The following is a 22,689-nucleotide window of genomic DNA, read 5'->3' as shown; positions in this document are numbered from 1 at the left end:
GAGGGGGTCCGATGGCCGATGACACCATGCACGGCGAAGCAAGTGATCGGGACCTCCTCGCCCGCCACGTAGAAGGCGACCCCGACGCCTTCGGTGAACTCGTACGGCGGCATCGCGACCGGCTCTGGGCGGTGGCGCTGCGGACGCTGGGGGACCGTGAGGAGGCCGCCGACGCCGTTCAGGACGCCCTTGTCTCGGCTTACCGGGCCGCCCACACCTTTCGTGGTCAGTCGGCCGTCACCACGTGGCTCCACCGGATCACGGTGAACGCCTGTCTGGACCGCGCCCGCAAAGCGGCGTCCAGAAGGACCTCGCCCGTCGATGACGCGGAACGGCTGGAGCAACTCCTGGAGCCGCACGAGTCGGCGTCCGCACCGGCCGAGCGCAACGATCTGCACCGCGAGTTACTGGAAGCCCTAGGCACCCTCCCCGCCGACCAGCGGGCCGCCCTCGTCCTTGTGGACATGCAGGGCTACCCGGTAGCGGAAGCCGCCCGCATCCTCGGCGTACCGACCGGAACGGTGAAGAGCCGCTGCGCCCGGGGCAGAGCCAGACTGCTGCCGCTGCTCACGCATCTGCGTACGGAGGGCGGCGGCGAGGAAGGCAAGACGTCGGGTGGAAGGCGGAACCGGACGCCAAGGGCATCCGTCCCACCCGCGGCAGGACCACATGACACGGGGGCGAGCGATTCAGCTGCTGTGAAGGGCGGAGGTGGGCGAACGTGACATCCACGACCGACACGGCCGGGCATCCGGAGGCCGAGGAGCTCTCCGACCTCAGCGAAGGTCTTCTTTCCCCTTCCCGCACCGCAGACGTGCGACAGCATCTGGACGGCTGCGTCCTCTGTGCCGACGTGTACGGCTCCCTGGAGGAGATCCGGGGCCTTCTGGGCACGCTTACGGGCCCGGAGCGCATGCCCGACGACGTGGCAGCGCGTATCGACGCCGCTCTCGCCTCAGAGACTCTCCCGGAAGTGACCCCGCCCACCCCCGACCCCGATACCTCGGGCGTTACCTTCCCCGAGCCCACAGCCGCGCATGTTTCACGTGAAACATCGCCCTCTTCCCCGTCCAGCCGCCCCTCAGGGTACGCCCGTGCGGCCACCGGGCCAGGTCGTACGAACCGCACACGACGGAACAGTCGCAGGACCGTGGCCCTGGGAGCCGTCTTCACCGCCGCGGCCCTGGGGCTCGGCACACTACTGGTGCAGACGCTGGGCGATGACACGGGCACTGCACCACCGACGGCGACGCGGCAGCACACCGACGCCGCGCACACCGACGCCGCGCACACCTACTCCGAGGGCACTCTGCCGGGCCAGGTGGCGGAGCTGCTTGCCTCGAGCAAGACGAGCGAGGGCCATTCCAACAGCGCCAAGCCCTGGGGCATCGAGTCCGATTCCGGCACGACGGGGGCCACCGGGCAGCGGAATACGACGTCTCAGGACACCGGCGTCCAAGTGCCGGATTGCATAGAACAGGGAATCCACAGCAGTGAGACGGTGATCGCCGCGGACAAGGGTGTGTACCGAGGGACGACGGTTTATCTCCTGGTCATGCCCGACGCCTCCGACGCCTCGAAGGTCACGGCCTACATCGTCGATGCCGCATGTTTGAAGCAGGCCTCGGCGTCGCCTGGCAAGGTACTGCTGACCCAGTCGTACGCCCGCTCCTGAAGCAGCCCCCACCGGACGAATACTGGCCAGGTGCCGCTTGGCATCTGCCTGGGGTGTTGCTGTCTCCGTGTGCCCCGACACACCGGGGAATGCGGGCCGCTTAGGATCCGTTGGGTGGGGTGAGAGCACCGGGAAAGCTCCCACCGGCAGTAGCAGCAGTCTCCAGAGACGAGGAATCAAGCCGTGAGCGACGTTCGTAACGTGATCATCATCGGCTCCGGGCCCGCCGGATACACGGCGGCGCTCTACACCGCGCGCGCGTCGCTGAAGCCGCTGGTGTTCGAGGGCGCTGTCACCGCCGGTGGCGCGCTGATGAACACCACCGAGGTGGAGAACTTCCCCGGCTTTCAGGACGGCATCATGGGCCCCGAGCTCATGGACAACATGCGTGCGCAGGCCGAGCGCTTCGGTGCTGAGCTGGTTCCGGACGACGTCGTCTCCGTCGACCTCGCCGGTGAGATCAAGACCGTCACGGACACCGCTGGCACGGTCCACCAGGCGAAGGCCGTCATCATCACCACTGGCTCTCAGCACCGCAAGCTGGGCCTGCCGAACGAGGACGCCCTCTCCGGTCGCGGCGTCTCCTGGTGCGCCACCTGCGACGGCTTCTTCTTCAAGGACCAGGACATCGCCGTGATCGGCGGCGGCGACACCGCGATGGAGGAAGCCACCTTCCTCTCCCGCTTCGCCAAGTCCGTGACGATCGTCCATCGTCGTGACACCCTGCGTGCCTCGAAGGCGATGCAGGACCGTGCTTTCACCGACCAGAAGATCAAGTTCGTATGGGACAGCGAGGTCGCGGAGATCAAGGGCGATCCGAAGCTGGAGAGCCTGACCCTGCGCAACCTGAAGACCGGAGAACTCACCGAGCTGCCGGTGACCGGCCTGTTCATCGCCATCGGTCACGACCCGCGCACCGAGCTCTTCAAGGGCCAGCTCGACCTCGACGAGGAGGGCTACCTCAAGGTGGACGCCCCTTCCACTCGCACCAACCTCACCGGTGTCTTCGGCGCCGGCGACGTGGTCGACCACACGTACCGCCAGGCGATCACTGCGGCTGGCACTGGCTGCTCCGCCGCTCTCGACGCTGAGCGCTTCCTCGCCGCTCTCGCCGACAGCGAGCAGCAGGCCGAACCCGAGAAGACCACTGTCTGACCCCCCTTCCTCCACCGCATCACCGAGTTAAGGAGCCCGCTGTGGCCGGCACCCTGAAGAACGTGACCGACGACTCCTTCGAGCAGGACGTCCTCAAGAGCGACAAGCCTGTCCTGGTGGACTTCTGGGCCGCCTGGTGCGGTCCGTGCCGCCAGATCGCCCCGTCGCTCGAGGCCATCGCCGCGGAGTACGGCGACAAGATCGAGGTCGTCAAGCTCAACATTGACGAGAACCCCTCCACGGCCGCCAAGTACGGCGTCATGTCGATCCCGACCCTGAACGTCTACCAGGGCGGCGAGGTGGCCAAGACCATCGTCGGTGCCAAGCCGAAGGCCGCGATCGTCCGCGACCTCGAGGACTTCATCACCAAGTGATCGGCAACGCTGCCCGAACAAGGCGGCGATGTTTCACGTGAAACACGAATGGGCCAGCCCTCAGGGGCTGGCCCATTCGCATGATGCGAGTGGACAGAGGAACGGTCACAGCGGCCGCAGCGCCGGTTCCTTCTGCACTGCTCCGAAGAGACGGTCCAGCGCGAGCTCCACGTCCTCCTTCCAGGAGAGCGTCGAGCGCAGCTCAAGCCGCAGTCTCGGGAACGTGGAGTGCGGGCGAACGGTCTTGAACCCCACCGCTAGAAGGTGGTCGGCGGGCAACAGACACGCAGGCTCCTTCCAGCGCGCGTCACCGAAGGCCTCGATCGCCTTGAAGCCGCGGCGCAACAGGTCCTTGGCGACGGTCTGGACCATCACACGGCCGAGCCCCTGCCCCTGGTAGCCCGGCATGATGAAGGCAGTCATCAACTGGACCGCGTCCGGCGACACCGGACTTGTGGGGAACGCCGTGGAGCGTGGGACGTAGGCGGGCGGTGCATACAGCACAAAGCCCACCGGTACGTCGTCCACGTAGACCACCCGGCCGCAGGACCCCCAGTCCAGCAGCACGGCGGAGATCCAGGCCTCCTTCTCCAGGGCAGGTCTGCCGGCCTTTACCGCGGCCTCACCACTGACTGGGTCCAGCTCCCAGAAGACACACGAGCGGCAGCGCTTGGGAAGGTCCGGAAGGTTGTCCAGCGTAAGCGGAACGAGCCGACGCCCCATGAAGGCAGTTCCTCGCTTCCTTCGCCCACAGCATCGCGGGCGGCTGTCAGAGCGCTCCGCTCGCTGAGCAGACTGCCGACGAACCCACCAATCGCTCCCAGGCTCAGGCCCGCGGTCACCAGGCCACTACGGCTCATGGTTCGCATGGCCCCCGCCTCCCGATACAGGTCCGCCAGGTGGATGCGCCATACCTGATCGCATCGTATCCATGATGCGATTCCACCGATACCGCCTGAAAGCAAAGAACGGGTCGTGTCCGGAACGCACCGGACACGACCCGCCCTGACGGTCGATCGGGGATCGTCGAGCCCGCGGGCTCAGCCCTCCGATTCCTCGGACGGCTCGTCCAGAAGGCTCTTCTGGACGACCGGCCCCTCGCCCGGAGCGAGCGTGTCCAAGATCCTCTCCAGGTCCTCCATCGAGGCGAACTCGACGGTGATCTTTCCCTTCTTCTGGCCGAGGGCGACCTTTACCCGGGTCTCGAAACGATCCGAGAGACGGGTCGCCAGGTCACTGAGCGCGGGAGAGACCCGACCCCCGGCACGCGGCCCCTTGGATCGAGGACCACTCTGCGGTCCTGACCCCATGAGGGTGACGATCTCCTCGACGGCCCGCACGGACAGCCCCTCGGCCACGATGCGATGCGCCAGCTTGTCCTGCTCATCCGAGTCCTCGACGGACAGCAGCGCCCGGGCGTGGCCCGCAGACAGGATGCCAGCGGCCACCCGACGCTGCACCGCAAGCGACAGCTTCAGCAGGCGCAGGGTATTGGAGACCTGCGGACGCGACCGGCCGATACGGTCCGCCAGCTGATCATGGGTGCAGTTGAAGTCCTTGAGGAGCTGGTCGTAGGCGTTCGCCTCTTCGATGGGGTTCAGCTGGACCCGATGCAGGTTCTCCAGAAGGGCGTCCAGAAGAAGCTTCTCGTCCTCCGTCGCCCGCACGATCGCCGGGATGGCATCCAGTTCGGCCTCTCGGCAGGCGCGCAAGCGCCGTTCGCCCATGATGAGTTCGTAGCGCGACGGACCTACTTGCCGTACCACGATGGGCTGAAGAAGCCCGACCTCCTTGATGGAGGTGACCAGTTCGGCGAGCGCGTCCTCGTCGAACACCTCACGAGGCTGCTGCGGGTTCGGGGTGATGGAGTCGAGAGGCAACTCGGCGAAGTAGGCACCGAGCGGCGGCGTGGGAGACCCCGCGGGGCCGTTCGGCGATGACTCCTCGGTTTCACGTGAAACAGGCGGGAGCGTAGCCAACTTCCCGGCCGCCACTCCCCGGTCCGTCGTCAGCACGGGTGCCGTCGACGGGGAGACGGACGCACCACCGCCCAGCCCAGCGGGGGTTGCTGCTTTCTCCCCCGTCGGGGCGGCAGGAATCAGTGCGCTGAGCCCACGACCCAACCCTCTCCGTCGCTCACTCACTGGATCCCCTCCACCATGCTCTGTTCCGCCTGGGCGCCGATGTGGGCCTGTGCGTCATACCGGACGCCGACACCCTTCAGCGCGATTTCACGTGCTGCCTCAAGGTAGGAGAGAGCGCCACTCGACCCTGGATCGTAGGTCAGCACCGTCTGTCCGTAGCTCGGCGCCTCGGAGATGCGGACCGAGCGCGGAATGCTCGTCCTCAGCACCTCGTCGCCGAAGTGGCTGCGCACCTCTTCCGCCACCTGGGACGCCAGACGCGTCCGGCCGTCGTACATGGTGAGCAGAATGGTCGACACATGCAGAGCGGGATTGAGGTGCCCCCGGACCAGGTCGACATTGCGCAGCAGTTGTCCCAGACCCTCCAGCGCGTAGTACTCGCACTGGATCGGGATGAGAACCTCCTGGCCGGCGACCAGCGCATTGACTGTCAGCAGGCCGAGTGAGGGTGGGCAGTCAATGAGGATGTAGTCCAGCGGCTGCTCATATGACTGGATCGCCCGCTCCAGCCGGCTCTCCCGCGCTACCAGGGAGACCAGCTCGATCTCCGCACCAGCAAGATCGATCGTGGCGGGTGCGCAGAAGAGACCCTCGACATCAGAGACCGGCTGGACGACCTCTGCGAGAGGCTTGCTCTCGACCAACACGTCATAGATGGAAGGGACGTCCGCATGATGGTCGATCCCCAGCGCAGTGGACGCATTGCCTTGAGGGTCGAGATCGATCACCAGGACGCGACCACCGTGCAGGGCAAGGGAGGCAGCAAGATTGACCGTCGTCGTAGTCTTACCCACCCCGCCCTTCTGGTTGGCCACCACGATGACACGGGTCTGGCCAGGCCGTGGCAGGCCCTCATCAGCCCGGCCCAGCGCCTCCACCGCAAGTTGGGCAGCGCGACCGATGGGAGTGTCGTCCATCGGGGGCGGTGTTTCACGTGAAACATCCTCCCCTGTCGACTCGGTACGGGGACCGGGGACCGGATCGGTCATCGGTCCCGCGATGTTGGCGTCGGACCGCAAGGATTCACTCTCCTCGACTTCAGGCTCGCAATGAACAGAGCCTCCCATGTCTGCGGGGTCGTGAACCAGAGAGGTCCGGTCTTCTGTGGAGAAATCCACCTCTGTGGACAACTCCGTGCCCCCCGCGGGGGACAAGACCCCGCGGGGGGATGGTTCTCCGAGGGATCCGAGAGGCCTACGGTCGCGGGGTTCGGCCGCAGCCCGGCCGCGACTGATGATGCCGTGCAGCAGTGAGCGACGTTTCACGTGAAACACGATGCACAGCAGCTCTGGCCGGACCGCCGCGACACTCCGGGTTGAGCAGGTTTGGCTGCTTGTGTGGAGTACGACCAGCCCTCAGGACGGATCAGTCAACCGCCGCACCCTCACGTCGGCGCCTGGCTCCATCCCCGGACGCGCACCCTCAGCGACGCCGACGCGCCCGCCCCGTCCGGGCCGCCTTCGCCCGCTTCGCCGCGAAGCGCACACCGCCTGGGCTCTCCCCGACCTCCACACGCACAACGGTCGACAGAGGTTCCACGATCCCCTCGCCGACATGCAGGATGGACGTTTCCACGGCACCGAGCTTGCTCAGAGCCGAGGCGGCGCTCTTCAGCTCCTCCTCCGCGGTGTCGCCCTTGAGTGCCAGCATCTCCCCGTAGGGACGCAGCAACGGGATGCCCCAGGTGGCCAGACGATCCAGCGGAGCCACGGCACGTGCGGTCACGACATGGACCGGCGGGATTTTACCCATGACCTCCTCTGCACGGCCGCGGACAACAGTCACATGGTCAAGGCCCAGCAGCTCGACGGCCTCGGTGAGGAAGTTGGTCCGTCGCAGCAGCGGCTCAAGCAGCGTGATCTTCAGGTCGTCACGGACGAGCGCGAGCGGGATGCCGGGCAGCCCGGCACCAGAACCGACATCGCACACGGTCACCCCCTCGGGCACGGCCTCCGAGAGCACCGCGCAGTTCAGCAGGTGCCGCTCCCACAGGCGGGGCACTTCCCGCGGTCCGATCAGACCGCGCTGTACACCTGCCTCGGCAAGCAGCTCCGCGTAGCGGACCGCGTCCGCGAAGCGATCGCCGAACACCTCGCGCGCCTGCTCAGGAGCAGGGGGAAGCTCTGCTGCTTCCGTCACGGGGACCGTCCTTCCGTACCGCATGAGCGCACTGAGCGCAGAACCAGGACCATTCAGGGCTACCGGCTGCCATGACCACAGCCGTGAGGGACTACCAGGCTGACAAAGTTCGGCCCCGTCTGCGCTACAGACGGGGCCGGAGAAACGTACAGGCCGAATCAGGCGGGCAACACGACGACGAAGCGCTCCGGCTCTTCGCCCTCGGACTCGCTGCGCAGGCCCGCAGCCTTGACCGCATCGTGCACGACCTTGCGCTCGAAGGGCGTCATCGGCTTGAGCTTCACGGGCTCACCGGTGCTCTTGGCCTCGGCCGCCGCCTTGGCACCGAGCTCCGAGAGCTCGGTGCGCTTCTTGGCGCGGTAGTCCGCGATGTCCAGCATCAGCCGACTACGGTCGCCGGTCTCCCGGTGCACGGCAAGACGCGTGAGCTCCTGGAGCGCCTCCAGCACCTCACCGTCCCGGCCGACCAGCTTCTGCAGGTCTCGGCTGCCCGTGTCACTGATGATCGACACGGACGCGCGGTCGGCCTCGACATCCATGTCGATGTCGCCATCGAGATCGGCGATGTCGAGCAGACCCTCCAGGTAGTCCGCCGCGATCTCGCCCTCCTGCTCCAGGCGAGTCAGGGTGTCTGCGCCCTCGGCAGCGGCGGAGGTGGTGCCTTCCGTCACGGGATGGACTCCTTCTTACTTCTTGGACGGGGACTTGGGCCGCTGCGGACCCTTGCGCTGGCCGGACTGAGCCTTGCTGCGGCTGCCGCTACCGGGCTGAGGCGTCGCCTTCTTGGCGGGGCCGGCCGGCTTGGCGTCCTGGGGCTCGTCGGAGTCGCTCAGCGACGAGGAGTCGGTGCCACCCGCGGGCTTGGGACCGCCGGACTGGCGCTGCGCCTTGGTCTGCCGCTTGGGCTGCTGGCGCTTCGGGGCACCCGTGGTCGTCGTACCGTCTTCGACGGTGGCAACGGCCGCAGCTTCGCTCTTCACCACGGTGCCGTCTGCCTGGGCCGCGAGACCCGCCTTGCTCAGACCGTTGATGAACTTGCGCTCGAACTCGTTACGGTCACGGCCCTTGGCGACGATGGCCTTGACGATGGCCTTCTCGCCACGCTTGCGGATCTTGCCATGGTGCGTGACGTGCTTGTGCAGACGCTCCAGATAGGCCGCCTGCGCCTTGGAACCCGGTGTCGGATTGTTGTGGATGACGTACATCTGCTGACCCATGGTCCACACGTTGGTGGTCAGCCAGTAGACGAGGACACCGACCGGGAAGTTGATGCCGAACACGGCGAACATGATGGGGAAGACGTACATCAGCATCTTCTGCTGCTGCATGAACGGCGTCTTCACCGTCGTGTCGACGTTCTTGGTCATCAGCTGACGCTGCGTGTAGAACTGCGACGCCGACATCAGGACGATCATGATCGCGGTGATGACCCGGACGTCCATCAGCGAGGCGCCGAGCTGGGTGACCTTGTCAGCGCTGTCCGTGAACTTGGCGGCCAGCGGGGCGCCGACGATGTGGGCCTTCTGGGCGCTGGCAAGCAGCTTGTCGTCGATGACACCGATGGTCTTGCCCGACGCGATGCCATTGAGCACGTGGTACAGGGCGAAGAAGAACGGGGACTGCGCCAGGATGGGAAGGCACGAGGAGAGCGGGTTGGTGCCCGACTCCTTGTACAGCTTCATCATCTCTTCGGACTGACGCTGCTTGTCGTTCTTGTAGCGCTCCTGGATCTTCTTCATCTCGGGCTGGAGCGTCTGCATGGCCCGGGTCGCCTTGATCTGCTTCACGAAAAGCGGAATCAGGCAGATCCGGATCAGGATCACCAGGGACACGATGGACAGGCCCCAGGCCCACCCGGTGTCAGGTCCGAAGATCGCCCCGTACACCTTGTGGAACTGGACGATGACCCAGGAGACGGGCCAGGTGATGAAACTGAAGAGGCTGGCAATCGTGTCCACTAATCATGCTCCTTGGGCATGGGACGAGGTCTCGGCGGCCGGGCTCGAAGGAACGTTCCCCTCGGTGGCCGGTTCGGCGGTGGAGGACCCGCCCTTACGTGCACGCCAGGCGTCACGCAACATTTCGTGCCACCGCGGACGCTTGCGCGGCGGGACATGGTCCACGCCACCGAGCGACCACGGATTGCACCGTAGGATCCGCCAGGCGGTGAGCGCCGTTCCCTTGATCGCACCGTGCCGGTCGATGGCCGTGTAGCCGTAATGGGAACACGACGGGTAGTACTTGCATACCGGTCCGAGCAGTGGACTGATCGTCCACTGATAGAGCTTGATCAGAGCCAGCAGCGGATACTTCATCGCGCGCCCCCTCCTCCCGTCAGCCGCTGGAGAGCGGCATCCAGGTCTCGGGCCAGCTGTGCATGGTCGGCGTCGCCCGCACCGGGCAGCGCTCGTACGACTACCAGGCTACCGGGGGGCACCAAGGCCACTCGGTCACGCATCAGATGGCGAAGCCTGCGCTTCACCTTGTTGCGTACGACCGCTCCCCCCACGGCCTTGCTCACGACGAAACCCGCACGCGTCGGGGGAGCGCTCTCCCCAGGCGCGTGCGGGTCCGTGACACCGCTACGAAGGTGGACGACGAGAAGCGGGCGTCCAGCCCGGCGTCCCCGGCGTACCGCGGTCGCGAAGTCCTCGCGCCGCCTCAGCCGATGCTCGGTAGGCAGCACGTCATGACCTGTACGAGATCAGGCGGACAGACGGGCGCGACCCTTGCTGCGGCGGGACGCCAGGATGGCGCGGCCGGCACGGGTGCGCATACGCAGCCGGAAGCCGTGGGTCTTCGCGCGACGACGGTTGTTCGGCTGGAAGGTGCGCTTGCTCACTCGGGGGCTCCAGTAATGACTCGGTGGTTGGCGGGGTGTCGTCTGGCTGTCACCGTGCGCCCACGAGTAGCTCGCATTACGCCCGAGTGCACCGCTTTCCGATCACCGAAATGCGCCCTGGTAGGGACACTGGTGCGTGATCTGTGCCCATCGGAGGCAGGCGGCAGCAGCCATCGACAACTCGACCTGGTTACGGTACGCGGGGCTGAGCCATCCGGTCAAACCAGTGGCCGGTGAGGGACACTTGTCCACAGGCTGGGGACAACGACTTGAACCGCGCCGGTCGCCCTGACTACCGTGGCTGAACTCCGATTCGTTCCCTTCCCCCCACCCCGGCGGTTCTGCCCCGCCTCGCCCCACCCGAAGTACACCCCGACCCGTCCCGCAACCACACGTTCGTGGGACCTGTGAGAGAGCGTGCCCTGTGGCTGACGTACCTGCCGATCTTGCCGCAGTGTGGCCACGAGTACTCGAGCAGCTCCTCGGTGAGGGGCGCGGGCCGGGTGTCGAGGCCAAGGACGAGCATTGGATCAAGCGCTGCCAACCGCTCGCGCTGGTTGCCGACACCGCCCTGCTCGCCGTTCCTAACGAATTCGCGAAAGGCGTCCTCGAAGGCCGGCTCGCGCCGGTCGTCAGCGAGACCCTGAGCCGCGAGTGCGGCCGTCCTATCCGCATCGCGATCACCGTCGACGACTCCGTCGGCGAGCCCCCGGCCCAGCCGCGCTACGAGGAGCCCGAACGCTCCTCGCCCCAGCGGCGTGACGCGTATGACTCCCAGGGCGGCTACGAGGGATACGGTCGCCACCGCGCCGACGACCACCGCACGACGCGCCCCGACCAGTTGCCCACCGGCTCCGGCGACCAGCTCCCTGGTGTCCGCCCCGCCTACCCGGGCGAATACCAGCGCCCTGAGCCCGGCGCCTGGCCGCGCCCGTCCCAGGACGACTACGGCTGGCAGCAGCAGCGGCTCGGTTTCCCCGAGCGCGACCCGTACGCCACGCCCGCGCCGGACTACCGTGCGCAGTCGCTGGAGCGGCCCCCGTACGAGCAGCAGCGCCCAGAGTACGAGAGCGCACGCCCCGACTTCGACCAGCACCGTTCCGACCGGCGCGAACTCCCGGAGCCTCCCTCCAACGACGGCCAGGTGCACCGGGCCGGTCCAGCCGGCCCCGGACCGGCCCCCCACTCGCCCGGCCCGCTGGCCGCGAAGCCCGCGCCGGCGACCGGTCCGGGTGAGCCCACCGCGCGCCTGAATCCGAAGTACCTCTTCGACACCTTCGTCATCGGCGCCTCGAACCGATTCGCGCACGCGGCCGCGGTCGCCGTCGCCGAGGCGCCGGCGAAGGCGTACAACCCCCTCTTCATCTACGGGGAGTCGGGGCTCGGCAAGACGCACCTGCTGCACGCGATCGGGCACTACGCGCGCAGCCTCTACCCCGGCACACGCGTGCGGTACGTGAGCTCCGAGGAGTTCACCAACGAGTTCATCAACTCCATCCGCGACGGCAAGGCGGACGCGTTCCGCAAGCGCTACCGCGACATGGACATCCTGCTGGTCGACGACATCCAGTTCCTGGCGCAGAAGGAATCGACCCAGGAGGAGTTCTTCCACACCTTCAACACCCTCCACAACGCCAACAAGCAGATCGTGCTGTCCTCGGACCGGCCACCGAAGCAGCTGGTCACCCTGGAGGACCGGCTGCGCAACCGCTTCGAGTGGGGTCTGATCACCGACGTCCAGCCGCCCGAGCTGGAGACGCGCATCGCGATCCTGCGCAAGAAGGCGGTGCAGGAGCAGCTCAACGCGCCGCCGGAGGTGCTGGAGTTCATCGCCTCCCGCATCTCGCGCAACATCCGCGAGCTGGAGGGCGCGCTGATCCGGGTGACGGCGTTCGCGTCGCTCAACCGCCAGCCGGTGGACCTCGGACTGACGGAGATCGTCCTCAAGGACCTGATCCCCGGCGGCGAGGACACGGCGCCCGAGATCACCGCGCCCGCCATCATGGCCGCCACAGCCGACTACTTCGGGCTGACGGTGGAGGATCTGTGCGGCACCTCGCGTGGCCGCGCCCTGGTGACCGCACGCCAGATCGCGATGTACTTGTGCCGTGAGCTGACCGACCTGTCGCTGCCGAAGATCGGCGCCCAGTTCGGCGGCCGCGACCACACGACGGTGATGCACGCCGACCGCAAGATCCGCGCGCTGATGGCCGAGCGGCGCTCCATCTACAACCAGGTCACCGAGCTGACGAACCGCATCAAGAACGGCTGACGGCGAACCGGTTGTAGACCACCACGAGCGCCCCCGGGACGACTTCCCGGGGGCGCTTTCGCCGCTCCGGCCCGCGAAATGCGCTCCCACAGTCACGGGCCGCGTGCCCGTACGACACTGGGCGCCGGCCGCCGGGGCCGGTGGGCGTCCGGCGGAGGCGCTGCCGGCTGAAGTCGGGGCAGGCCACGGCTTCCCCACACGCGCCGGGAGTCCTCGGGCGGCCCATGCCCGCGCGTCCCCGCACACCTCGCCAGGCCGCCCCGGCGCTCCCCGGTGTTCGAATACTTGCCGCGTTACGGTCATCCTCCACAGATCTGCTGACTTTCTTCCGTCCACATCCTGGGGACTGCGGAGTTGTCCAGATCGCATCCACAGGCTGTCCTGTTGAACGACGATCAGCCCAGCTCAGCCACTTGTGGATTGGTGGATTAACGGTCTCCACAGCCTGTGGACAAAGTGAAGAGCCACAGGCTGTGCGGCACGTTGTCCACTGACGACCCACAGGCCGGGGCCGGTTGTCCCCAGTGATCTCCGGCTTCTCCACATACTTGTCCACTGTTCGACAACGCGACAGCTCCTCTCACCGGGACGAGTGAAAGGCGTCACACTGAGGTGCCGGACTGGGCTGTGGGAAAGGCGGGTAAAACTGGGGACAGTGCTGGGGAGAAGTGCCCCGAGGCTGTGCATGGGGTGTGCAGAACTTTCCGTTCTCCACAGATACCCCCGGTTGTCCACCGCTCCCACCCACAGGCCCAGTGGACAAAATCTCGCCCCTGAGCTGGGAAAACGTGGTTATCCACGGTATCCACAGGCCCTACTACTACTCCCACTCAGAGAGAGCAGGGGATCCACCTCGAAGTGGGGCCTGTGCACAACTCGCTCTCCGGTTCCCGGCTGCCCCTCGTCACGACTTGACCCCGAGAGGCACCTACTGTCGGTGCGGTGCGTCAGACTGGTTCCTGGTGTCCTCCCCCTCACAGGGAGCCGCGACACCGAGTCAGACGACGAAGGCCAGGCAGGGCGAGAGCGCCGGCAACAGCAGGAGGCGGCTTACGGTGAAGATCCGGGTGGAACGCGACGTACTCGCGGAGGCAGTGGCCTGGGCGGCGCGCAGCCTTCCGGCCCGTCCGCCGGCGCCTGTCCTCGCCGGCCTGCTGCTGAAGGCCGAGGACGGCCAGCTGAGCCTGTCCAGCTTCGACTACGAGGTCTCGGCGCGCGTGTCCGTGGACGCGGAGGTCGAGGAGGAGGGCACGGTTCTCGTGTCCGGCCGTCTCCTCGCCGACATCTCCCGTGCCCTCCCCAACCGGCCGGTGGAAATCTCCACAGACGGTGTACGGGCGACGGTGGTCTGCGGCTCCTCGCGGTTCACCCTCCACACCCTCCCTGTGGAGGAGTACCCGGCGCTGCCGCAGATGCCGAACGCGACGGGTACGGTCCCCGGCGAGGTGTTCGCCGCGGCCGCCGCCCAGGTCGCCATCGCTGCCGGCCGTGACGACACGCTGCCCGTCCTCACCGGTGTGCGCATCGAGATCGAGGGCGACACGGTGACCCTGGCGTCCACCGACCGCTACCGCTTCGCGGTCCGCGAGTTCCTGTGGAAGCCGGAGAACCCGGACGCGTCCGCGGTCGCCCTGGTGCCCGCGAAGACGCTTTTGGACACCGCCAAGGCGCTGACCAGCGGTGACACCGTGACCCTGGCGCTGTCCGGCTCGGGCGCGGGTGAGGGCCTGATCGGCTTCGAGGGCGCCGGTCGGCGTACGACGACCCGCCTTCTGGAGGGCGACCTCCCGAAGTACCGCACGCTGTTCCCGACGGAGTTCAACTCGGTCGCCACCATCGAGACCGCCCCGTTCGTGGAGGCCGTCAAGCGCGTCGCGCTGGTGGCCGAGCGCAACACCCCGGTGAGGCTCAGCTTCGAGCAGGGCGTGCTGATCCTGGAGGCGGGCTCCAGCGATGACGCACAGGCTGTGGAAAGGGTCGACGCCCAACTGGAGGGCGATGACATCTCGATCGCCTTCAACCCCACCTTCCTGCTGGACGGCCTGAGCGCGATCGACTCGCCGGTGGCACAGCTGTCCTTCACGACGTCCACGAAGCCCGCGCTGCTGGGTGGCAAGCCTGCTCTGGACGCAGAGGCGGACGAGACCTACAAGTACCTGATCATGCCGGTGCGGCTGAGCGGCTGACGACCGGCCACGGCGTTCCCGGGTCCGGCCAGACCGAGCCCGGGAACGAAGCCGCGGGCCGGGGCGTACGGACGAGCGTGTGTGCCCTCAGATGTGCATGACCGACCGGGTTTACGCTCGGACACAGGTACGAAAGTGCCCTCATGCCACATCGCAACCTAAGGAACACTTGATGGAGCTCGGTCTCGTCGGCCTCGGCAAGATGGGCGGCAACATGCGCGAGCGGATCCGCCGCGCGGGCCACACCGTCATCGGATACGACCGCAACCCGGACCTCGCCGATGTCCACAGCCTGGGAGAGCTTGTGGGCAAGCTCGAAGGCCCTCGCGTGGTGTGGCTGATGGTCCCGGCCGGTGCCGCCACGCAGTCCACGATCGACGAGCTGGCCGAGCTGCTGGAGCCCGGTGACATCGTCGTGGACGGCGGAAACTCGCGCTGGACGGACGACGAGAAGCATGCCGAGGAGCTGGCGGCCAAGGGCATCGGTTTCGTCGACTGCGGTGTCTCCGGTGGCGTCTGGGGCCTGGAGAACGGTTACGCGTTGATGTACGGCGGCGACGCCGAGCACGTCGCCAGGGTCCAGCCGATCTTTGACGCCCTCAAGCCCGAGGGCGAGTTCGGCGCGGTGCACGCGGGCAAGGTGGGCGCGGGTCACTTCGCGAAGATGGTCCACAACGGCATCGAGTACGCGATGATGCAGGCCTACGCCGAGGGCTGGGAGCTGCTGGAGAAGGTCGACTCGGTGGAGAACGTCCGCGAGGTCTTCCGCTCCTGGCAGGAGGGCACGGTCATCCGTTCCTGGCTGCTGGACCTGGCGGTCAACGCGCTCGACGAGGACGAGCACCTGCACGGGCTGCGCGGCTACGCGCAGGACTCCGGCGAGGGCCGCTGGACCGTCGAGGCGGCCATCGACCACGCCGTGCCGCTGCCGGCCATCACGGCGTCGCTGTTCGCCCGGTTCGCCTCCCGGCAGGACGACTCCCCGCAGATGAAGATGATCGCCGCCCTGCGCAACCAGTTCGGCGGCCACGCGGTCGAGAAGAAGTAATCCACAGGACCGCCCGGCGGTCCACAACCCTCGGGGAGGTCGGCGAACGACCATGCATGTCACGCACCTGTCGCTGGCCGACTTCCGCTCGTACGCCCGGGTCGAAGTGCCGCTCGACCCGGGCGTCACCGCTTTCGTCGGCCCCAACGGCCAGGGCAAGACGAACCTCGTCGAGGCGGTCGGCTATCTCGCCACCCTCGGCAGCCACCGCGTCTCCTCCGACGCCCCCCTCGTCCGCATGGGCGCCGACCGCGCCGTCATCAGGGCCGCCGTCCGTCAGGGCGACCGCCAGCAACTGATCGAACTCGAGCTGAATCCCGGCAAGGCCAACCGTGCCCGCATCAACAGGTCCTCGCAGGTCAGACCACGTGACGTGCTGGGCATAGTGCGGACCGTGCTGTTCGCGCCGGAAGACCTCGCCCTGGTCAAGGGCGACCCCGGCGAGCGCCGCCGCTTCCTGGACGAACTGATCACCGCCCGCTCCCCGCGCATGGCCGGTGTCCGCTCCGACTACGACCGGGTCCTCAAGCAGCGCAACACCCTTCTCAAAACGGCCGCGCTGGCCCGCCGGCACGGGGGGCGCAGGGGGGCACCTCCCGCGCGAACGGATTCGAGCGTGGGGGCAGACCTGTCGACGCTCGACATCTGGGACCAGCACCTCGCGCGCGCGGGTGCCGAGCTGCTCGCGCAGCGCCTCGATCTGATCGACGCGATCCAGCCGCTCGCCGAGAAGGCGTACGAGCAACTCGCTCCCGGCGGCGGCCCGGTCGTCCTGGAGTACAAGCCGTCCGCGCCCGGTGAGGCCCACACGCGCGAGGCCCTCTACGAGCAGTTGATGACCGCTCTCGCCGACGCCCGGAAGCAGGAGATCGAGCGAGGTGTCACCCTCGTGGGACCGCACCGGGACGATCTGCTGCTGGGCCTCGGCCGGCTGCCCGCCAAGGGGTACGCCTCCCACGGCGAGTCCTGGTCCTACGCGCTGGCGCTGCGCCTGGCGTCGTACGACCTCCTGCGTGCGGAGGGCAATGAGCCGGTGCTCGTTCTCGACGACGTCTTCGCCGAGCTGGACGCCCGCCGCCGCGAGCGTCTGGCGGAGCTGGTAGCACCCGGTGAGCAGGTCCTGGTGACCGCGGCGGTCGACGACGACGTACCGCATGTCCTGACGGGGACGCGGTACGCAGTGTCCGACGGCACGGTGGAGCGCGCATGAGCACCGACGAACCCGCCCCGAAGAAGACCCCGGAGCTCTCGGGTGTGGACCTCGCGCGGGTGGCGCTCAGGGCCGCGAAGGAACAGGCACGCGCGCGTGGGGACGCGGCGCAGCAGAAGAAACAGGCACGGCGCGGCGGACTGCGCTCCGGCGCACGCGCTGACCGCCGCGATCCGATGGCGCTCGGTGCGGCCATCAACCGGTTGATCACCGAGCGCGGCTGGGAGACCCCGGCCGCGGTGGGCGGTGTGATGGGCCGCTGGCCGCAGATCGTCGGCGAGGATCTCGCCAAGCACTGCGTTCCTCAGCGGTACGACGAGGACGAACGCGTCCTGACCGTGACGTGTGATTCCACGGCTTGGGCGACGCAGCTGCGGCTGCTGGCTCCGCAGTTGGTCGCGCGCCTCAATGAGGACCTCGGACACGGCACGGTCCGGCTGATCAAGGTCCACGGCCCCGGCGGCCCCGCCCAGCGCTTCGGCCGCTTGCGCGCCCCCGGGAGCACGGGACCGGGTGACACCTACGGGTGACCGACATCACGAAAAGGCCGCCGGACCGGGCATCGGCGGTCCTTTCACCGTGCCGGCGCGTGGTCACGAAGATCGACCTGACTCCGAAGTAGCCAAGGGTTGACAGCTGGAAGCGCTGAGTGCCGCTCAGGGGCTCTTGGAGCCCCGTTCCGCATATGGGGAGTCGGCCGAGACCGGTTGAGGGCGGCACATGCGTACTCAGGTACCGGCAAACCCCCATCACTGTCGGCGCTACCGGTAGACTGGAAGGCAATCCCGCCCCATACGTGGGGACCGTCCGGGAAAAGCTGAGCAACGCTGATCAAGGCTTACCAACGCAACATGCCGCAGCCGCTCCGGCAACCCTCCCCCGAGGGGGCACCCCAGGAGCCTGGCTCGTGCTGTGCCAGAAAGGGCGCTTCGTGGCCGATTCCGGCAACCCCAACGAGAACATCCCGTCCACCGACGCCGACGTGAACGACGCCATCGCCTCGAACGGCGAGGTGGCAGCCTCGTACGACGCCAGCGCCATCACCGTCCTCGAGGGTCTGGACGCGGTCCGCAAGCGACCCGGTATGTACATCGGCTCGACCGGTGAGCGCGGTCTGCACCACCTGGTGTACGAGGTCGTCGACAACTCGGTCGACGAGGCGCTGGCCGGTTACGCGGACACCATCGACGTGACGATCCTCGCCGACGGCGGTGTACGCGTCGTCGACAACGGCCGTGGCATCCCCGTGGGCATCGTGCCCTCCGAGGGCAAGCCGGCCCTCGAGGTCGTGTTGACCGTGCTGCATGCGGGCGGCAAGTTCGGCGGCGGCGGCTACGCCGTGTCCGGCGGTCTGCACGGTGTCGGCGTCTCCGTCGTGAACGCTCTTTCGTCCAAGGTCTCCGTCGAGGTCAAGACCGATGGTCACCGCTGGACGCAGGACTACAAAATGGGCGTCCCGACGGCACCGCTGGCCCAGCACGAGGCGATCGAGGAGACTGGCACGTCGGTCACCTTCTGGGCGGACTCGGAGATCTTCGAGACCACCGAGTACTCCTTCGAGACGCTGTCCCGGCGCTTCCAGGAGATGGCGTTCCTCAACAAGGGCCTGACGATCCGGCTCACCGACGAGCGTGAGGAGGCCAAGGCCGTCACCGGGGCGGACGAGGCCGGGGCGGACGAGAAGGGCGAAGTCAAGACCGTCACGTACCACTACGAGGGCGGCATCGTCGACTTCGTGAAGTACCTCAACTCCCGCAAGGGAGAGGTGGTACACCCCACGGTCATCGACCTCGAGGCCGAGGACAAGGACAAGAGCCTGTCCCTCGAGGTCGCGATGCAGTGGAACAGTGGTTACAGCGAGGGCGTGTACTCCTTCGCGAACATCATCCACACCCACGAGGGCGGTACCCACGAAGAGGGCTTCCGCGCAGCGCTGACCTCCCTGATCAACAAGTACGCGCGGGACAAGAAGTTGCTGCGCGACAAGGATGACAACCTCACCGGTGACGACATCCGTGAGGGTCTGACGGCGATCATCTCGGTCAAGCTGAGCGAGCCGCAGTTCGAGGGCCAGACGAAGACCAAGCTCGGCAACACGGAGGCCAAGACCTTCGTGCAGAAGGCGGTCTACGAACACCTCAGTGACTGGCTGGACCGCAATCCGGTGGAGGCCGCGGACATCGTCCGCAAGGGCATCCAGGCGGCCACCGCGCGCGTGGCGGCCCGCAAGGCCCGCGACCTCACCCGCCGCAAGGGCCTGCTGGAGACGGCGTCCCTGCCCGGCAAGCTGTCGGACTGCCAGTCCAACGACCCCACCAAGTGCGAGATCTTCATCGTCGAGGGTGACTCCGCCGGTGGCTCGGCCAAGTCCGGCCGCAACCCGGAGTACCAGGCGATCCTCCCGATCCGCGGCAAGATCCTCAACGTCGAGAAGGCCAGGATCGACAAGATCCTGCAGAACCAGGAGATCCAGGCGCTGATCTCCGCCTTCGGTACGGGCGTGCACGAGGACTTCGACATCGAGAAGCTCCGCTACCACAAGATCATCCTGATGGCGGACGCCGACGTCGACGGCCAGCACATCAACACCCTGCTGCTGACCTTCCTGTTCCGCTTCATGCGGCCGCTGGTCGAGGCGGGGCATGTGTTCCTCTCCCGCCCTCCGCTGTTCAAGATCAAGTGGGGCAGGGACGACTTCCAGTACGCCTACTCCAACCGTGAGCGGGACGCCCTTGTCGAACAGGGCCGACAGCAGGGCAAGCGCATCAAGGACGACTCCATCCAGCGCTTCAAGGGCCTCGGCGAGATGAACGCCGAGGAGCTGCGCGTGACCACGATGGACCAGGACCACCGGGTCCTCGGCCAGGTCACCCTGGACGACGCCGCGCAGGCCGACGACCTGTTCTCGGTCCTGATGGGCGAGGACGTCGAGGCGCGCCGCCAGTTCATCCAGCGCAACGCCAAGGACGTCCGCTTCCTCGACATCTGAGTCGGTCTCAGCTGACCGCACCAGGAAGGATCTTCACCAGCAATGACCGACGAGAACACCCCCGTCACCCCCGAAGAGGGCGGCGAACTCGCGATGCGTGTCGAGCCTGTCGGGCTCGAGACGGAGATGCAGCGCTCGTACCTGGACTACGCGATGTCCGTCATCGTGTCCCGTGCGCTGCCCGACGTCCGGGACGGCCTCAAGCCCGTCCACCGCCGCGTCCTGTACGCGATGTACGACGGTGGCTACCGCCCCGAGCGCGGCTTCTACAAGTGCGCCCGTGTCGTCGGTGACGTCATGGGTAACTACCACCCGCACGGCGACTCCTCGATCTACGACGCCCTGGTGCGCCTCGCGCAGCCGTGGTCGATGCGGATGCCGCTGGTGGACTCCAACGGCAACTTCGGCTCTCCGGGCAACGACCCGGCGGCGGCCATGCGCTACACCGAGTGCAAGATGGCGCCGCTGTCGATGGAGATGGTCCGCGACATCGACGAGGAGACCGTCGACTTCACGGACAACTACGACGGCCGCTCCCAGGAGCCGACCGTCCTGCCCTCCCGCTTCCCGAACCTGCTGATCAACGGCTCGGCCGGTATCGCGGTCGGTATGGCGACCAACATCCCGCCGCACAACCTGCGCGAGGTCGCGGCCGGTGCCCAGTGGTGCCTGGAGAACCCCGAGGCCTCGCACGAGGAGCTGCTGGACGCGCTCATCGAGCGCATCAAGGGCCCGGACTTCCCGACCGGCGCCCTGGTGGTGGGCCGCAAGGGCATCGAGGAGGCCTACCGCACCGGCCGTGGCTCCATCACGATGCGTGCGGTGGTCGAGGTCGAGGAGATCCAGAACCGCCAGTGCCTGGTGGTCACCGAGCTCCCCTACCAGGTGAACCCGGACAACCTGGCGCAGAAGATCGCCGACCTGGTGAAGGACGGCAGGATCGGCGGCATCGCGGACGTCCGCGACGAGACGTCCTCCCGTACGGGCCAGCGCCTGGTGATCGTCCTCAAGCGGGACGCGGTCGCCAAGGTCGTCCTGAACAACCTGTACAAGCACACCGATCTGCAGACGAACTTCGGCGCCAACATGCTGGCGCTGGTGGACGGCGTGCCGCGCACGCTGTCGCTGGACGCGTTCATCCGCCACTGGGTGACCCACCAGATCGAGGTCATCGTCCGCCGGACCCGCTTCCGGCTGCGCAAGGCCGAGGAGCGCGCCCACATCCTGCGCGGTCTGCTGAAGGCCCTGGACGCCATCGACGAGGTCATCGCGCTGATCCGGAGCAGTGCGACCGTCGACGTCGCGCGCACGGGCCTGATGGGCCTCCTGGAGATCGACGAGATCCAGGCCAACGCGATCCTCGAGATGCAGCTGCGGCGCCTTGCGGCCCTGGAGCGGCAGAAGATCGTCCAGGAGCACGACGAGCTCCAGGCGAAGATCACCGAGTACAACGAGATCCTCGCCTCCCCGGTCCGCCAGCGCGGCATCGTCAGCGAGGAGCTCGCCGCGATCGTCGAGAAGTACGGCGAGGACCGCCGTACCCAGCTGGTGCCCTTCGAGGGCGACATGTCCATCGAGGACCTGATCGCCGAGGAGGACATCGTCGTCACGGTCACCCGAGGTGGCTACATCAAGCGCACCAAGACCGACGACTACCGCGCACAGAAGCGCGGCGGCAAGGGCGTGCGCGGCACGAAGCTCAAGGAAGACGACATCGTCGACCACTTCTTCGTGTCCACCACGCACCACTGGCTGCTGTTCTTCACCAACAAGGGCCGTGTCTACCGGGCGAAGGCCTACGAGCTGCCCGACGCCGGCCGGGACGCGCGCGGCCAGCACGTCGCGAACCTGCTCGCCTTCCAGCCGGACGAGGCGATCGCCCAGATCCTCGCGATCCGCGACTACGAGGCAGCGCCGTACCTGGTGCTCGCCACCAAGGGCGGCCTGGTCAAGAAGACGCCTCTGAAGGATTACGATTCGCCGCGCTCCGGCGGTGTCATCGCGATCAACCTCCGGGAGATGCCGGACGGTTCGGACGACGAACTGATCGGGGCCGAGCTGGTCTCGGCCGACGACGATCTGCTTCTGATCAGCAAGAAGGCCCAGTCGATCCGGTTCACCGCGACCGACGAGTCCCTGCGCCCGATGGGCCGCGCCACCTCGGGTGTGAAGGGGATGAGCTTCCGCGAGGGCGATGAACTCCTCTCGATGAATGTTGTCCGACCCGGTACGTTCGTGTTCACTGCCACCGACGGCGGGTACGCGAAGCGGACCGTCGTCGACGAGTACCGCGTCCAGGGGCGTGGTGGCCTCGGTATCAAGGCCGCCAAGATCGTCGAGGACCGCGGTTCGCTCGTCGGCGCGCTGGTGGTCGAGGAGAACGACGAGATCCTCGCCATCACGTTGTCCGGCGGTGTGATTCGTACGCGAGTCAATGAGGTCAGGGAGACGGGCCGTGACACCATGGGCGTCCAACTGATCAACCTGGGCAAGCGCGATGCCGTGGTCGGTATCGCTCGTAACGCCGAGGCGGGACGCGAGGCGGAGGAAGTCGACGGCGACGAGGCCGTGGACGAGACCGCCGAAGGTGCCGCGAGCACCGGCACGGACGAGGGCGAGGCGCCCTCGGCCGAGTAGCACGAGGAAGTGAGTCAG

General features: G+C 67.4%; 20 protein-coding genes. 11 read left to right on the top strand and 9 right to left on the bottom strand.

From position 1 onward, the window contains the following. Positions 1–11 precede the first annotated feature (11 nt). The 4 genes from sigM (at position 12) to trxA (ending at position 3,204) form a co-directional block, all read left to right on the top strand. Positions 12–725: an RNA polymerase sigma factor SigM gene (gene sigM / locus ACWDEX_RS06090; protein ID WP_450462000.1), complete on the top strand. Its 714-nt coding sequence runs from the start codon at positions 12–14 to the stop codon at positions 723–725. Next, a complete protein-coding gene (locus ACWDEX_RS06085) occupies positions 722–1,675 on the top strand; it encodes a hypothetical protein (protein WP_450461999.1) in 954 nt (317 codons plus the stop codon). Before sigM ends, ACWDEX_RS06085 begins: the two co-directional genes overlap by 4 nt. A gap of 183 nt (positions 1,676–1,858) precedes the next feature. Next, the gene (trxB, locus tag ACWDEX_RS06080; RefSeq protein ID WP_450461998.1) at positions 1,859–2,830 is read left to right on the top strand and encodes a thioredoxin-disulfide reductase; all 972 of its coding nucleotides are present in this window, start codon (positions 1,859–1,861) and stop codon (positions 2,828–2,830) included. Between the two features lie 41 nt (positions 2,831–2,871). Beyond that, complete coding sequence (trxA, locus tag ACWDEX_RS06075) at positions 2,872–3,204, top strand: thioredoxin (RefSeq protein WP_450461997.1); 333 nt, start codon at positions 2,872–2,874, stop codon at positions 3,202–3,204. Positions 3,205–3,309: 105 nt separating this feature from the next. Here trxA and ACWDEX_RS06070 read toward each other — a convergent pair whose 3' ends face one another. The 9 genes from ACWDEX_RS06070 to rpmH all read right to left on the bottom strand — a co-directional run bounded on the left by ACWDEX_RS06070 (position 3,310) and on the right by rpmH (position 10,329). After that, complete coding sequence (locus ACWDEX_RS06070; RefSeq protein WP_450461996.1) at positions 3,310–3,927, bottom strand: GNAT family N-acetyltransferase; 618 nt, start codon at positions 3,925–3,927, stop codon at positions 3,310–3,312. Positions 3,928–4,244: 317 nt separating this feature from the next. Beyond that, the gene (locus tag ACWDEX_RS06065; RefSeq protein ID WP_450461994.1) at positions 4,245–5,348 is read right to left on the bottom strand and encodes a ParB/RepB/Spo0J family partition protein; all 1,104 of its coding nucleotides are present in this window, start codon (positions 5,346–5,348) and stop codon (positions 4,245–4,247) included. After that, complete coding sequence (locus tag ACWDEX_RS06060; RefSeq protein ID WP_450462148.1) at positions 5,345–6,415, bottom strand: ParA family protein; 1,071 nt, start codon at positions 6,413–6,415, stop codon at positions 5,345–5,347. Before ACWDEX_RS06060 ends, ACWDEX_RS06065 begins: the two co-directional genes overlap by 4 nt. 355 nt (positions 6,416–6,770) lie before the next feature. Further along, on the bottom strand, positions 6,771–7,487 hold the full coding sequence (gene rsmG, locus ACWDEX_RS06055) for a 16S rRNA (guanine(527)-N(7))-methyltransferase RsmG (RefSeq protein ID WP_450461992.1): 717 nt from the start codon (positions 7,485–7,487) through the stop codon (positions 6,771–6,773). A gap of 158 nt (positions 7,488–7,645) precedes the next feature. After that, positions 7,646–8,158 (bottom strand): Jag family protein, encoded by a 513-nt coding sequence (locus ACWDEX_RS06050; RefSeq protein WP_450461991.1) that lies wholly within the window; start codon positions 8,156–8,158, stop codon positions 7,646–7,648. A gap of 15 nt (positions 8,159–8,173) precedes the next feature. After that, the gene (yidC, locus tag ACWDEX_RS06045; protein ID WP_450461990.1) at positions 8,174–9,445 is read right to left on the bottom strand and encodes a membrane protein insertase YidC; all 1,272 of its coding nucleotides are present in this window, start codon (positions 9,443–9,445) and stop codon (positions 8,174–8,176) included. Positions 9,446–9,448: 3 nt separating this feature from the next. Continuing rightward, positions 9,449–9,802 carry a membrane protein insertion efficiency factor YidD gene (yidD, locus tag ACWDEX_RS06040; protein WP_450461989.1) on the bottom strand — a complete coding sequence of 118 codons (354 nt, stop codon included), beginning with the start codon at positions 9,800–9,802 and terminating at the stop codon, positions 9,449–9,451. Beyond that, entirely contained in the window at positions 9,799–10,173 is a 375-nt protein-coding gene (gene rnpA / locus ACWDEX_RS06035) for a ribonuclease P protein component (protein ID WP_450461988.1), read from the bottom strand. Before rnpA ends, yidD begins: the two co-directional genes overlap by 4 nt. Before the next feature lie 18 nt (positions 10,174–10,191). Continuing rightward, on the bottom strand, positions 10,192–10,329 hold the full coding sequence (gene rpmH / locus ACWDEX_RS06030; RefSeq protein WP_003956500.1) for a 50S ribosomal protein L34: 138 nt from the start codon (positions 10,327–10,329) through the stop codon (positions 10,192–10,194). 424 nt (positions 10,330–10,753) lie between these two features. Between rpmH and dnaA the strand changes: the two genes are divergently transcribed. The 7 genes from dnaA to gyrA all read left to right on the top strand — a co-directional run bounded on the left by dnaA (position 10,754) and on the right by gyrA (position 22,671). Further along, positions 10,754–12,601 carry a chromosomal replication initiator protein DnaA gene (dnaA, locus tag ACWDEX_RS06025; RefSeq protein WP_450461987.1) on the top strand — a complete coding sequence of 616 codons (1,848 nt, stop codon included), beginning with the start codon at positions 10,754–10,756 and terminating at the stop codon, positions 12,599–12,601. Between the two features lie 1,055 nt (positions 12,602–13,656). Next, positions 13,657–14,787 (top strand): DNA polymerase III subunit beta, encoded by a 1,131-nt coding sequence (gene dnaN / locus ACWDEX_RS06020; protein ID WP_450461986.1) that lies wholly within the window; start codon positions 13,657–13,659, stop codon positions 14,785–14,787. Between the two features lie 172 nt (positions 14,788–14,959). Continuing rightward, a complete protein-coding gene (gnd, locus tag ACWDEX_RS06015) occupies positions 14,960–15,835 on the top strand; it encodes a phosphogluconate dehydrogenase (NAD(+)-dependent, decarboxylating) (RefSeq protein WP_450461985.1) in 876 nt (291 codons plus the stop codon). A gap of 52 nt (positions 15,836–15,887) precedes the next feature. Next, the gene (gene recF, locus ACWDEX_RS06010) at positions 15,888–17,045 is read left to right on the top strand and encodes a DNA replication/repair protein RecF (protein WP_450461984.1); all 1,158 of its coding nucleotides are present in this window, start codon (positions 15,888–15,890) and stop codon (positions 17,043–17,045) included. Then, positions 17,042–17,575, top strand: a complete 534-nt coding sequence (locus ACWDEX_RS06005; RefSeq protein WP_450461983.1) for a DUF721 domain-containing protein — start codon at positions 17,042–17,044, stop codon at positions 17,573–17,575. Before recF ends, ACWDEX_RS06005 begins: the two co-directional genes overlap by 4 nt. Positions 17,576–17,952: 377 nt before the next feature. Next, positions 17,953–20,034 (top strand): DNA topoisomerase (ATP-hydrolyzing) subunit B, encoded by a 2,082-nt coding sequence (gene gyrB, locus ACWDEX_RS06000; RefSeq protein ID WP_450461982.1) that lies wholly within the window; start codon positions 17,953–17,955, stop codon positions 20,032–20,034. A gap of 42 nt (positions 20,035–20,076) precedes the next feature. After that, positions 20,077–22,671: a DNA gyrase subunit A gene (gene gyrA / locus ACWDEX_RS05995; protein WP_450461981.1), complete on the top strand. Its 2,595-nt coding sequence runs from the start codon at positions 20,077–20,079 to the stop codon at positions 22,669–22,671. Positions 22,672–22,689: the final 18 nt, after the last annotated feature.

Source organism: Streptomyces sp. NPDC001020, from assembly GCF_053599115.1.
This window is presented reverse-complemented; position numbering and strand designations above follow the sequence as displayed.

What these genes read in the sequence shown, in the direction of transcription:
- recF (WP_450461984.1), top strand. Translation starts at nt 15,888, where the DNA reads ATGCATGTCACGCACCTGTCGCTGGCCGACTTCCGCTCGTACGCCCGG.
- gyrA (WP_450461981.1), top strand. Translation starts at nt 20,077, where the DNA reads ATGACCGACGAGAACACCCCCGTCACCCCCGAAGAGGGCGGCGAACTC.
- sigM (WP_450462000.1), top strand. Translation starts at nt 12, where the DNA reads ATGGCCGATGACACCATGCACGGCGAAGCAAGTGATCGGGACCTCCTC.
- yidD (WP_450461989.1), bottom strand. Translation starts at nt 9,802, where the DNA reads ATGAAGTATCCGCTGCTGGCTCTGATCAAGCTCTATCAGTGGACGATC.
- ACWDEX_RS06070 (WP_450461996.1), bottom strand. Translation starts at nt 3,927, where the DNA reads ATGGGGCGTCGGCTCGTTCCGCTTACGCTGGACAACCTTCCGGACCTT.
- gnd (WP_450461985.1), top strand. Translation starts at nt 14,960, where the DNA reads ATGGAGCTCGGTCTCGTCGGCCTCGGCAAGATGGGCGGCAACATGCGC.
- ACWDEX_RS06060 (WP_450462148.1), bottom strand. Translation starts at nt 6,415, where the DNA reads ATGGGAGGCTCTGTTCATTGCGAGCCTGAAGTCGAGGAGAGTGAATCC.
- ACWDEX_RS06005 (WP_450461983.1), top strand. Translation starts at nt 17,042, where the DNA reads ATGAGCACCGACGAACCCGCCCCGAAGAAGACCCCGGAGCTCTCGGGT.